Source organism: Thauera butanivorans NBRC 103042, assembly GCF_001591165.1.
In the GTDB taxonomy this organism is placed as follows: Bacteria; Pseudomonadota; Gammaproteobacteria; order Burkholderiales; family Rhodocyclaceae; genus Thauera; species Thauera butanivorans.
Genome location: NZ_BCUG01000039.1, coordinates 49,377 through 61,222, shown reverse-complemented (window position 1 = coordinate 61,222; position 11,846 = coordinate 49,377). Strand labels below are relative to the sequence as shown.

Annotated in this window: 15 protein-coding genes; 7 read left to right on the top strand and 8 right to left on the bottom strand. The window is 64.6% G+C overall.

The genetic code is table 11. From position 1 onward, the window contains the following. From TBU01S_RS15860 to TBU01S_RS15850, 3 genes are all read left to right on the top strand, one after another. Positions 1 to 417, top strand: a 417-nt coding sequence (locus TBU01S_RS15860) for an FAD-binding protein (RefSeq protein ID WP_217999640.1), incomplete at its 5' end; no start/stop codon positions are given. Positions 418 to 444: 27 nt separating this feature from the next. After that, positions 445 to 1,110, top strand: a complete 666-nt coding sequence (locus tag TBU01S_RS15855) for an energy-coupling factor ABC transporter permease (RefSeq protein WP_083953658.1) — start codon at positions 445 to 447, stop codon at positions 1,108 to 1,110. A 30-nt stretch (positions 1,111 to 1,140) separates the two neighbouring features. After that, positions 1,141 to 2,937 (top strand): acyl-CoA dehydrogenase, encoded by a 1,797-nt coding sequence (locus TBU01S_RS15850; RefSeq protein WP_068637862.1) that lies wholly within the window; start codon positions 1,141 to 1,143, stop codon positions 2,935 to 2,937. A gap of 127 nt (positions 2,938 to 3,064) precedes the next feature. Here the strand turns inward: TBU01S_RS15850 and TBU01S_RS15845 are convergent, their stop codons facing one another. From TBU01S_RS15845 to ompR, 7 genes are all read right to left on the bottom strand, one after another. Continuing rightward, positions 3,065 to 3,847 carry a peptidylprolyl isomerase gene (locus TBU01S_RS15845; protein WP_068637860.1) on the bottom strand — a complete coding sequence of 261 codons (783 nt, stop codon included), beginning with the start codon at positions 3,845 to 3,847 and terminating at the stop codon, positions 3,065 to 3,067. Between the two features lie 10 nt (positions 3,848 to 3,857). Next, the gene (locus TBU01S_RS15840; protein WP_068637858.1) at positions 3,858 to 4,148 is read right to left on the bottom strand and encodes a BolA family protein; all 291 of its coding nucleotides are present in this window, start codon (positions 4,146 to 4,148) and stop codon (positions 3,858 to 3,860) included. 79 nt (positions 4,149 to 4,227) lie between these two features. Further along, positions 4,228 to 4,527 (bottom strand): YciI family protein, encoded by a 300-nt coding sequence (locus TBU01S_RS15835; protein ID WP_068637856.1) that lies wholly within the window; start codon positions 4,525 to 4,527, stop codon positions 4,228 to 4,230. Beyond that, positions 4,527 to 5,135, bottom strand: a complete 609-nt coding sequence (locus TBU01S_RS15830; protein WP_068637854.1) for a septation protein A — start codon at positions 5,133 to 5,135, stop codon at positions 4,527 to 4,529. The genes TBU01S_RS15835 and TBU01S_RS15830 overlap by 1 nt, the downstream gene beginning before the upstream one ends. Positions 5,136 to 5,159: 24 nt before the next feature. After that, positions 5,160 to 5,621, bottom strand: coding sequence for a group II truncated hemoglobin (locus TBU01S_RS15825; protein WP_068637852.1), 462 nt, complete (start codon positions 5,619 to 5,621; stop codon positions 5,160 to 5,162). Beyond that, entirely contained in the window at positions 5,611 to 7,044 is a 1,434-nt protein-coding gene (locus TBU01S_RS15820) for an ATP-binding protein (RefSeq protein WP_083953657.1), read from the bottom strand. Before TBU01S_RS15820 ends, TBU01S_RS15825 begins: the two co-directional genes overlap by 11 nt. A gap of 7 nt (positions 7,045 to 7,051) precedes the next feature. Then, entirely contained in the window at positions 7,052 to 7,810 is a 759-nt protein-coding gene (gene ompR, locus TBU01S_RS15815; protein WP_068637850.1) for an osmolarity response regulator transcription factor OmpR, read from the bottom strand. A 276-nt stretch (positions 7,811 to 8,086) separates the two neighbouring features. On the opposite strand from ompR, the gene TBU01S_RS15810 reads away from it, so the two are divergent. The 4 genes from TBU01S_RS15810 (at position 8,087) to TBU01S_RS15795 (ending at position 10,475) form a co-directional block, all read left to right on the top strand. After that, positions 8,087 to 8,380 (top strand): hypothetical protein, encoded by a 294-nt coding sequence (locus TBU01S_RS15810; protein WP_068637848.1) that lies wholly within the window; start codon positions 8,087 to 8,089, stop codon positions 8,378 to 8,380. A 34-nt stretch (positions 8,381 to 8,414) separates the two neighbouring features. Further along, on the top strand, positions 8,415 to 9,104 hold the full coding sequence (gene tsaB / locus TBU01S_RS15805) for a tRNA (adenosine(37)-N6)-threonylcarbamoyltransferase complex dimerization subunit type 1 TsaB (protein WP_068637846.1): 690 nt from the start codon (positions 8,415 to 8,417) through the stop codon (positions 9,102 to 9,104). 29 nt (positions 9,105 to 9,133) lie between these two features. After that, positions 9,134 to 9,556 carry a ribosomal protein S18-alanine N-acetyltransferase gene (gene rimI, locus TBU01S_RS15800; RefSeq protein WP_083953659.1) on the top strand — a complete coding sequence of 141 codons (423 nt, stop codon included), beginning with the start codon at positions 9,134 to 9,136 and terminating at the stop codon, positions 9,554 to 9,556. 328 nt (positions 9,557 to 9,884) lie between these two features. Continuing rightward, entirely contained in the window at positions 9,885 to 10,475 is a 591-nt protein-coding gene (locus tag TBU01S_RS15795) for a uracil-DNA glycosylase (protein ID WP_500799067.1), read from the top strand. A gap of 36 nt (positions 10,476 to 10,511) precedes the next feature. Here the strand turns inward: TBU01S_RS15795 and lplT are convergent, their stop codons facing one another. Beyond that, positions 10,512 to 11,762, bottom strand: coding sequence for a lysophospholipid transporter LplT (gene lplT, locus TBU01S_RS15790; protein ID WP_068637841.1), 1,251 nt, complete (start codon positions 11,760 to 11,762; stop codon positions 10,512 to 10,514). Positions 11,763 to 11,846 lie beyond the last annotated feature (84 nt).

The following is an 11,846-nucleotide window of genomic DNA, read 5'->3' as shown; positions in this document are numbered from 1 at the left end:
TTGGGCGTGGCGGCGCTGGTCGGCCGCGAGCTGACCAAGAGCGAGCGCCCTGAACTGGGTGCGGCCAAGGTCATCGTCTCGGGCGGCCGGGGCGTGGGCAGCGGGGAGAACTACCACACGCTGCTCGAGCCGCTGGCGGACAAGCTGGGCGCGGCACTGGGCGCGAGCCGTGCGGCGGTCGATGCGGGCTTCGTGCCCAACGATTACCAGGTGGGCCAGACGGGCAAGATCGTCGCGCCGCAGCTGTACATCGCGATCGGCATCTCGGGGGCGATCCAGCACCTGGCGGGGATGAAGGACTCGAAGGTGATCGTGGCGATCAACAAGGACCCGGAGGCGCCGATCTTCCAGGTGGCCGATTACGGCCTGGTGGGCGATCTGTTCGAGGTCGTGCCGGAACTGACCGCGGCGCTCTGAGTCCGGTCGGCAACGGACGGCGTCGGCATGAACCTCGCAAGTTCGCTGTTTCCGGCGACCTGGCACTGGGGCATGCTGGTGCTGTCCGTGTTCATCCTGTCGAAGTTGCTGGTGCGTGCGCCATGGCGGCGCCTGCAGAACGGCTCGCAGCTCAATCTGCTGCTGGGTTTCATCGTCGGGCTGATGCTGCTGTGGAGCATGCGCGCGGGCGTGAAGCCCGGCCTGAGCCTGCACATGCTCGGTGCGATGGCGGCAACCCTGGTTCTCGGCCCCTGGCTGGGCTTGCTGGCGCTGGCCGGAGCGCTGACGGGAATCACCTTGAACGGGGCGGTGGAGTGGAGCGCATGGCCGATCAATTTCATCCTGATGGCGGCGATTCCGGTGGCCGTGGCGCACCTGATCCAGCGCGCCATAGAACGCTGGCTTCCAGCCCATTTTTTCATCTTCATCTTCGTCACCGGCTTCGCCGGGGCTGCACTGACCGTCATGTTCCAGGGCTTGACCGCATCGGCGGCGCTGGTCGCGGCAGGCGCATACCCTGCCGACTACCTGCTGACGGAATACCTGCCTTATTTTCTACTCCTCGGTTTTGCCGAGGCCTGGATCAGCGGCGCGGTCGTGACGCTGCTGGTGGTCTACCGGCCGGACTGGGTAGCCGGCTTCGATGACAATCGCTACCTGATCAACAAGTGATTCCAACAATCTGAGGGAGATATCGAATCCATGAGCATTTACAACGCCCCGATTCGCGACATGCAGTTCGCGATGCGCGAGCTTGCCGGTCTCGACGAAGTCGCGCAGCTGCCCGGCAATGAAGAAGTCTCGATCGACCTGGTCGATGCCATCCTCGAAGAAGCCGACAAGTTCGCCAGCGGCGTGCTCGCGCCGCTGAACCGGGTCGGTGATCAGGAAGGCGCCAAGTGGAAGGACGGCGAAGTGCTCACCGCGCCGGGCTGGAAACATGCCTACGGCCAGTTCTGTGAATCCGGCTGGACAGCGGTCGCCTGCGACCCCCGGTACGGCGGCCAGGGGCTGCCCAAGCTGCTGTCCACCGCCGTCATGGAAATGTGGAAATCGGCCAACATGGCTTTCTCGCTGTGCCCGATGTTGACCACCGGCGCCATCGAGGCACTGATGCTGCGCGGCACGGACGAGCAGAAGGACATGTACCTGCCGAAGATGGTTTCCGGCGAATGGACCGGCACCATGAACCTGACCGAACCCCAGGCCGGTTCGGATCTGGCTGCGGTTCGCACCAAGGCCGAACCGCAGGGTGATGGCACCTACAAGATCTTCGGCCAGAAGATCTTCATCACCTACGGCGAGCACGACATGACCGACAACATCGTCCATCTGGTGCTCGCCCGCCTGCCGGACGCGCCCGAAGGGGTGAAGGGCATTTCGCTGTTCGTCGTGCCCAAGTTCCTGGTCAATGCCGATGGCAGCCTCGGTGCGCGCAACGACGTGCATTGCGTGTCGATCGAACACAAGCTCGGCATCCATGCCAGCCCGACCGCAGTGCTCGCCTTCGGCGACAAGGGCGGGGCGATCGGTACCCTGGTGGGCGAGCCGAATCGCGGCCTGGAGTACATGTTCATCATGATGAACGAGGCCCGTTTCGCGGTCGGCATGGAAGGCCTGGCACTGTCCGAGCGCGCCTATCAGCACGCCCTGCAGTACGCCAAGGATCGCATCCAGGGAACCGAGGCGGGCGTCCGTGGCGGCCCGAAGGTCAGCATCATTCACCATGCGGACGTCCGCCGCCTGCTGATGAACATGAAGAGCAAGACCGAGGCGATGCGTGCGCTGGCCTATGTGGTCGCCGCTGCCACCGACAAGGCCCACCACCATCCGGACGAAGCGGTCCGGGCGCAGAATCAGGCTTTTGTCGATCTGATGATCCCGGTCGTCAAGGGCTGGAGCACCGAGAACTCGATCGACGTCGCTTCGGACGGCGTGCAGGTTCATGGCGGCATGGGCTTCATCGAGGAAACCGGTGCCGCCCAGCACCTGCGCGATGCCCGCATCACGACGATCTACGAGGGCACCACCGCGATTCAGGCCAATGACCTGATCGGCCGCAAGATCGCGCGCGAGAACGGCGCCACCATCGCCGCCCTGATCGAGGCGATGCGAGGAGTCCAAGCCGAACTGTCTGCCGCGGACGGTGAGGCCTTCGCCGCCATTGCCAGGTCGCTCGGTGCCGGCATCGCCGCGGTGGAAGAAGCGGTCGCCTATATCCTGGCCACTTACGGCAAGGATGTGAAGGCGGCATCGGTGGGCTCGGTTCCCTTCCTGAAGCTGCTGGGCATCGTCGCCGGTGGCTGGCAGATGGGCCGTGCGGCGCTGATCGCCAAGCGCAGGCTCGAAGCAGGCGAGGGCGAACCCGACTTCTACCAGGCCAAGATCGTCACCGCGCGCTTCTACGCCGATCACGTGCTGGCACAGGCGCCCGGCCTGGCCTACACCATCGTCAATGGCGCCACCGGGGCACTCGAACTGACGGAAGAGCAGTTCTGACCTGCATGCGGCCTTTCCCTCGAGGAAAGGCCGCAGCAACAGTCCAAAAAAGAGAGGCTGGATCGTCGTGATCCAGCCTCTCTTTTTTTCGAGGGCGGGCCGGAGCCCGCCGTGCGAAGAAGGGGAATTATTCCACCTTGGCCTTGGCGCGCAGGTCGAGCACGTGCTTCTCGATCTTCTGCTGCTGCAGGCGCTGCTGCAACTGCGGCTTGACCTCGTCGAGCGGGGGCGCCTGCGTCGTGCGCACGTCGTCGAGCTGGATGACGTGGTAGCCGAAATCGCTCTTCACCGGCGTGGGGGTGAACTTGCCTTTCTCGAGCTTGACCATGGCTTCGGAGAAGGGCTGGACGAACATCGCCGGGTTGCTCCAGCCCAGATCGCCGCCGCGGTCCCTGGAGCCGGGATCGCGCGACTCCTTCGCCACTTCCTCGAAGGGCGTGCCCGACTGCAGCTTGGCGATGATCGCCTTGGCTTCGTTTTCGGTCTCGACCAGCACGTGGCGGGGCTTGTATTCCTTGTCGCCCATGCGGCCCTTGATTGCATCGTATTCCTGCTGGACTTCAGCGTCGGTGACCGGGTTCTTCTGGACGAAGTCCTGCAGGTAGGCGCGGATCAGGATGGCCTGCTTGGCCAGTTCCATCTGGGTCTGCACTTCGGACTTCTTGGCGAGCCCTTTGCTGGTTGCCTCCTGGCTCAGGATTTCACGGCGGACCAGTTCTTCGCGCACCGCGTCCTGCAACTGGGAGCTGTCCTGCGCACCCTGGGCACGTTGTTCGGCAAGCATCGCTTCTGCGCGTTCGGCCGGGATGGCGACGCCGTTGACCTTGGCGACCGGGGTGGCCGCAGCGGCGGGGAAAGCGAGAAAACCAGCCAGCATGGCGATGGCGAGGCGGCTCGGGAAGCGTTTCATCGGTGTTCCTTCAGGGGTGGGTTGCTTGGGTGGCCTCGTCGGCCGTCATTGCCTTGATGGCGAGCGCGTGAATGTCCTTTTTCATCATGTCGCCCAGGGCTTCGTAAATCATGCGATGGCGAGCGACCGTGCCGTGCCCGGCGAAGGCGCTGGCAACGATGCGCAAGCCATAGTGGCCGCCGCCGCTGCGTGCGCCTGCATGCCCGGCATGCAGGGCGCTGTCGTCACGGATCTCGATCTCGTCGGGCGCAAAGGCTTCGTTCAAGCGCAGCCGGATCCGCTCCGCCACGTCGGTACTCATTGGACTACCCTCCGGTCGCTGGCGCGACCACCTCCCCGCGGGAGGAGAGCGCCGCCTTCGGGCGGCCGGGCGACGGCGCTCATGGCAGAACCTTGCGGAAGGGGCGCACGCTGGTTCTCGCAAAGACGCCTTCACGCACGTAGGCGTCCTCGGCCAGCCATTTTTCCGCGCTGGCCAGCGAATCGAATTCGGCGACGACGAGACTGCCGGCAAAGCCCGCCGGCCCCGGGTCGGGCGAATCGATCGCAGGCATGGGGCCGGCGAGCAGCAGGCGGCCCTCGTCCTTCAGTGCCTGAAGGCGGGCCAGGTGTTCGGGACGTACCGCCATGCGCTGCTCCAGCGTGCCGGGCGCGTCTTCTCCGATCAGGGCGTAGAACATCAGTTTTTTTCCTCTTCGATATGGCGCGAAAGATAGAAACCCTGGCCGAGCACGAAGGCAAGCATCAGGCCCATTCCACCGAACAGCTTGAAGTTGACCCAGGCTTCCTCGCTGAAGCTGTAGGCGACGTAGAGATTGAGCAGGCCCATGCCGACGAAGAAGCCCGCCCAGGCCAGGTTCAGGCGTGTCCAGACCTCGTCGGGCAACTGTATCTGCGCCTCCAGCATCTTGCGGATCAGGTTGCGCCTGAACAGCGTGGCCGAACCGATCAGCACGGCGCCGAACAGCCAGTAGAGCGCGGTCGGCTTCCATTTGATGAAAGTGGGGTTGTGGAAGAACAGGGTTGCGCCGCCGAACACGACGATGATCGCCAGACTGACCCAGAGCATGGTGTCGACCTTGCGATGCTTGCCCCAGACGATGGCGATCTGCGCGAAGGTGGCGACGATCGCGACCGCGGTGGCGATCAGGATCGGTGCCTGCGCGACGTCGATGCCGTCTCCCAGCCATTGGGCCGCAAACGCATGGGAAGCTTCGGGCTGGGCGCCGGCAAGCTTGTAGGCGGCGAAGAAGAGGATGACCGGAAGGAGGTCGAAGAGGAATTTCATGCGGTCGAATTATAGCGATAGTGTTCAAGCCTGCCCGTTGCCAAGCGTGTCGAGCGTCACGGCGGCACTTGCGGCTCCGCTTTCGGCCCTGTTGCGCATGTGGTTCGCGAGCGAGGAGAAGGCGCTGAGCAGGCTGGCGCGCAATGCGCCGTCGGCGACCTGCTCCTCGAGCGCCTGGCGCATGCAGAGCATCCATTCATCGCGCTCCCGGATGCCGATCGAGAACGGCAGATGCCGGGCCCGCAGGAAAGGATGGCCGTAGCGCTCGACGTAGAGATTCGGCCCGCCGAGCCAGCCGGACAGGAACAGGAAAAGCTTTTCTTCCGAGCCGGAAAGATCCTCGGCATGCATCCGGCGCACAGCCCAGGCTTCGGGCAGCGTGTCCATGAGTCCATAGAAGCGCTTGACCAGCTTGCGGACGGCGGCTTCGCCACCCAGGCGCTCGTATGGCGTGGCGTTCGGCGGCAGGGCGTTATCAGTGGGCATGGGAAGGACTGTCCTCCTGTGAGCCGTGCATTCTAGCGCGCGCGCCCGGGTTTCCATCTGCCGGCAGGCACAGGATCGCTCTGAGACCGCCGCCTTCGCGGGGCAGCAGATCCAGCCGGCCGCCGTGGGAACGCATCACCCGTTCGACGATCGCCAGGCCCAGGCCGGCACCCTTGGTGTTGCTCCGGGCCTTTTCGAGCCGGGTGAAGGGGTGACGCATGCGCTCGACTTCGTCTTCGGGAATCCCCGGGCCCCGATCGGCCACTTCGATGCAGGTAAAACCATCGTGCGGCCCGACCACGATGTCGAGTCGCATGTCTTCTCCTGCATAGCGCAGGGCATTGTCGATCAGGTTGGCGAGCGCCCGGCGCAGGGACAGGGCGCGGGCACTGCATGTCAGACTTTCCGGTGTGTCGAGCTGGAGATCGATCCCCCTCAAGCGGTAAGGCTCGGCAATTTCGCGCACCAGTTGCACGACATCGACTGCTTGCGCGGGCTCCTGCGGCACGCCGCGGCCAAAGTCGAGAAACTGGCCGATGATCCGGTCCATCTCCTCGATGTCCGACACCATCGCCGTGACCTCGCTGTCCGGCGCTCCCGACATCTCGACACCCAGACGCAGGCGCGCCAGCGGCGTGCGCAGGTCATGGGACACGCCTGCCAGAATCAGCGCGCGATCCGCATCGGTGCGGGCGAGATCGCCCGTCATCTGATTGAAGGCATGGGCGACCACGGCAATTTCATGCGGACCGGACTCATCCAGCGGCGGCGGCGTCTGGCCGCTGCCGACCAGCCGGGCTGCGCGTGCCACCTGGCGCAGCGGCCTGCCCATCCACGAAGCGATCAGGTAAGCGCCGAGCATCGCGGCAAAGAGCGCACCGAGCCCCCAGACGAGCCAGTCGAGGGTGTCGGGGCTTTCGATCCGCTCGCCAGGCAGCATGACCCAGTATTCGTTGTGCTGATCATCCGGGTCGAGCCGGAAGCTCACCCAGAAGCCATCGAGCGTCTTCCAGCGTGAGGCGAAGCGCGTGTGGTTTCCCAGTTGCCGGCGCACGTCGTTGATGAGCAGCCGGTTCGGCCGCGTATCGGCCAGGGGCTCCACCTCGTCGGATGCTTCCGCCGGGTAGATGCGGATGCCTTCGAGCGCGGCAAGCTCGATCAGCAGATCGGTCCTGCGTCCTGCATCGGCATTGATCAGTGCGGTGCGGGTCAGGTTTACGACCGAGACCACCATCTGCGCCACGTCGCGCGACCGGGCAGGCTCCTGGAAATAGCTGAAGATCTGGGACCAGGCACCGAGTGCCAGGATCAGCAGCAAGGCGACGAGCAGGAAAGTCTGCCAGAGCAGGGTGCCGGGCAGACAGGCCTGCAGCAGGCGCGTCACCGGGCGCGGCCGGCGACCGGGGTGCAGCTTGGCGGACATGCCGCGCTTACTCGCTGGCGGCTGCCTTGCCTTCACCCGATTCGTTCTTGACATCCTCCGGCACGAACACGTAGCCGAAACCCCATACCGTCTGGATGAAGCGGGGCTTGGCCGGGTCTTCCTCGACGAGCTTGCGCAGGCGGGAGATCTGCACGTCGATCGCCCGGTCGAAGACGCCGTATTCGCGCCCTCTGGCCAGTTCCATCAGCTTGTCCCGCGACAAGGGCTGGCGCGGATGCTGCAGCAGCACCTTGAGCAGTGAGAATTCGCCGGTGGTCAGCTGGATCTCCTCGCCGTTGCGCTCTAGCAGACGAGTGCCCAGATTGACGCTGACGTTGCCGAAAGCGACGATCTCGTCTTCGGCGGTCGGCGCGCCGGGCAGGGTGTGCGGCTGCCGCCGCATCACGGCCTGGATGCGGGCGACGAGTTCGCGCGGATTGAACGGCTTGGCGATGTAGTCGTCGGCCCCCATCTCCAGACCGACGATGCGATCCACGTCGTCACCCTTGGCGGTGAGCATGATGATCGGCAGATTGTTTTCTGCCGCACGAAGCCGGCGGCAGATAGCCAGTCCGTCCTCGCCGGGCAGCATCAGGTCGAGCACCATCAGGTCGAAGTGCTCGCGATGCAATGCACGATCCATCATCGGGGCGTCGCTCACGGCCTTGACCGCGAAACCTTGCTCCTGAAGATAGCGGGACAGCAGTTCACGCAGACGAGCGTCGTCGTCCACCAACAGTACGCGATAGCGGGTTTTCAGGTTCATGGAGCCAATCCTATCCTTCAAAGCGAGAGCTTGCCAGTGCTGGAGAAAGGCCGGTGCCGGCGGGCCGGTAACGCTTCGTAAGAGCGTGGCAAACAGGCAACACCGTTTTACAAAGCATCATCGGTACCGATGCGCAGGACTGTCGCAAAACGTGGATTTACCGTATGTTCGAGTCCATGATCGATGCGCAGTGCCTCCCATCCGATGACACCGACTTTCGCCTCTCCTGGTCCGTTATACAGGTCTTCCGCCTTGCCGCATCATGGCCGATGCGTGATGGCCTGTGTGCTGTCGGTCTGCTTGCTCACTGCCGCCGGCGTTGCCGATGCGCGCACGCGCGGTGAAGATTCCGGGTTGCCGAGCGGTCCGGTGCCGATACGCGAGGGGCTGCGCCACGAGGGCTTGCGCAATCACCTGCTGACCAGCTCCCACGAAGTTGGCGGCAAAGCCTCCGAACCCCGTCGCCTGAACGTGGAAGAGCGCAACGCTCTCCACCGCGATCTGCGCGATGCCATGCGTGGCGCCTATCCGGAACATCCCGGCCCTTCCAGAAAGAAGAAGTCGCACTGAATCCCATGGTCCGAGCCGGTAGAATACCGGCACCATGAAAATCCTCGCACTCGAAGCTTCATCCGAACTGGCCAGCGTTGCGCTTCTCGTCGATGGTGCCATCGTCGCCCGCCGAATCGAAGGCGCATCACGGCATTCGGCATCGGTACTGCATCAAGTGCGCGAGTTGCTGGCCGACGCCGGGCTTTCCGTCTCCGCGCTCGATGCCGTGGCCTTCGGTGCCGGGCCGGGCGCTTTCACCGGGCTGCGGCTGGCCTGCGGCGTGGCTCAGGGGCTTGCCCTGGGCGCCGATCTGGGGATTGCCGTCATCGGCAGCCTCGATGCCATTGCTTTGCAGGCGGGGGCGGAGAGGGTGTTTGTGGCAACGGATGCGCGCATGGGAGAGGTCTACTGTGCTGCTTTCGAGGCCGGCAAGGACGTGGTGCAGGCACTATCCCCCATTCGTTGCCTGGCGCCCGAGGACGTCGAACTGCCCCCTGGATGCTGGACAGCAGCGGGTTCCGCCTTCCGGGTCTGGCCGGATGCCCTGTACACGCGTTTCAGTGACCGGCTCCCGGTCTGCCTGGATGGCTTGACTGCCCGGGCGGACGAAGTGGCAAGGCTGGCAGCAGGATCGGCGGCGCGTGGCGACCTGGTATCGCCCGAAACCGCCGCACCGCTCTACATCCGCGACAAGGTGGCCTTGACCACGGCCGAACGCTTGGCGCGCGGCGGCAGAGCTTGAGCATGACGGGACGTTGCGAATTCGTGCCGATGCAGGCCGGGCATCTGGATTGGATCGAGGTTCATGAGGCTTCACTGCATGCGTTTCCCTGGAGCCGCGGCAATTTTCTCGATTCGCTGGCGGCGGGACATGGAGCCTGGGTCCTGAAGGAGGAGGGCTGCATGCTTGCCTACGCCATCGTGCTCGCCGTTCTCGACGAAGCCCATCTGCTCAACATCAGCGTCATCCGCAGCGCCCAGCGACGTGGGCTCGGGCGCTTCTTTCTCGAATGGCTGCATGGCGATGCGCGCAGCAAGGGGGCGACGCAGTTCTTTCTGGAAGTGCGTCCGTCCAATACCCCCGCCCTGTCGCTGTATCGGGCACTGGGCTATGAGCAGATCGGCCTGCGCAAAGGCTACTATTCCGCAGAAGACGGCCGCGAGGATGCGATCGTGATGCGGCGGAGGCTCTGAACGAATGGCGACACCCATGCGCAGGCCAAGCTCCCGGCGTGATGCGATCATCCGCGAGATGGGTCTGGGTCCGGTCTGGCGGTTGCGGTCGGCAGCCAGGGAAACCGACGATGGGAGCACGGCGGTGGCGGAGATGCCGTCGCCGGCCGCGCCTGCGGCGGATGCAGCAGCCGAACTGTCATCTGCCCCCATGCCTTCGCATCGGCCGCAAGCTCGGGCAGGAGGCGATGCGGCGTGGAGCCGGGAGCACGGCCCCCGAACGGGGTTGGCGCAGTCCGGCTTCGCCGCGCACACCGAATCCGCGCATGCGAGCCGGCCTGCCGCCAACATGCCCGACCCCGAACGCCCGAAGCGCATCGCCACGCTTGAATGGGACGCGCTGGAAGCCGAAATACGCAGTTGCCGGGCATGTGTCTTGTGCGAGCAGCGCAAGCAGGCCGTGCCCGGCGTGGGCGACCGCGAGGCCGACTGGATGCTGGTGGGCGAGGGGCCAGGGCGTGAGGAAGATCAGCGCGGCGAACCTTTCGTCGGCCAGGCGGGCCGCCTGTTGGACAACATGCTTGCCGCGCTCGCGCTGCAACGCGGTGCCAATGTGTACATCGCCAATGCGGTCAAGTGCCGTCCGCCGCACAATCGTACGCCCGAAGCGGCGGAAATCGGCTCCTGCCTGCCTTATCTCGAGCGCCAGATCGAACTGGTCAAGCCTCGTCTGCTGCTCGCGCTGGGCCGCCCCGCCGCCCAGGCGCTGCTGAATACCGAAATCAGCATTTCCAGGGCGCGAGGCCGCATTTTCGACTACAAGGGCATTCCGGTGGTGGTCAGCTACCACCCCGCCTATCTGCTGCGCAATCCGCAGGACAAGGGCAAGGCCTGGGCCGATCTGTGCTTTGCCCGCAAAGTGATGCAGCAGGGAAGCTGAGCGGGCGGCAGGCCTGCGGCCGTACCGCCGTGCCGTTCAATGGCTACGGTCTTCGAGCAGGGCGGCGCTGTCGAATTCGCGCTGATTGGCTTCGTGGCGAAGCTTGACCAGCAGCATCGTGCCGGCGACGAACAGCCCGAACAGCACGATCACGGTATTGATCGACAGCCCCAGCATGATCAGCAGGGCGTAGGTGCCGGTCATGACCAGAATGGACAGGTTCTCGTTGAAGTTCTGCACCGCGATCGAATGGCCTGCGCCCATCAGGATGTGTCCGCGATGCTGCAGCAGCGCATTCATCGGCACGACGAAGAAGCCGGCCAGCGCACCGACCGCGACCATCAGCAGCATCGCCGCACTGGTGCTGGTGACGAAGATCATCGAAATCACACCGACCCCCATGGCGATGCCCAGCGGAATCACTCGGACGGATTTGCGCAGCGTCACATAGCGCGCGGCGACGATGGAGCCTGCCGCGACGCCCAGCGCGACGACGCCCTGCATCATCGATGCCTGGGACAGGCTCATGCCGAGATTGTGCTCGGCCCACTTGATCACGATGAACTGCAGCGTCGCGCCCGCGCCCCAGAACAAGGTGGTGACGGCCAGCGAGATCTGCCCGAGCTTGTCGCGCCACAGCAGCCGCAGACAGTGGTTGAAGTCGTGCAGCAGGTAAAGCGGGTTGCTCTTGAGCGGCTTGTGGTCGACGCCGGTATCGGGGATGTAGAGATTGAAGATGGCTGCAACCAGGTAAAGCGAGCCGATGACGAGCACTGCCGCCTCGAAAGGCGTATCGACGAAAGGCAGGCTGAGGGCCATCAAGCCGTCGGCGACGCCGTCGAGGATCATGAAGCCGCCCATCACGGTGCCGATGATGATCGCACCGACGGTCAGGCCTTCGATCCAGCCATTGGCCACGACCAGCAGGCGATGAGGCAGGTATTCGGTCAGGATGCCGTATTTGGCAGGGGAGTAGGCCGCCGCACCAAGCCCGATCACCGCGTAGGCGAACAGGGGATGGGCGCCGAGGAACAGCATCAGACAGCCGCCGATCTTGATCGTGTTGCTGATCAGCATCACCCGCCACTTGGGCATGGAGTCGGCAAAGGCGCCGACGAAGGCCGCGAGCGCGACGTAGGAGACCGTGAAGAACAGCTTCAGGAGGGGCTCGTACTCAGAAGGTGCAGCCATGTCCCGCAGCAGGGCAATCGCGACGATGAGCAGGGCATTGTCCGCGAGCGCAGAGAAGAACTGCGCTGCCATGATGATGTAGAAGCCAAGCGGCATCGTGAATGTACCGGGCAGCTGTGGTCGGGAAGCGCGGTTTATAACACGGATGGGCGCTTGCCTGGGCCGCAGGAGGCGATCTAC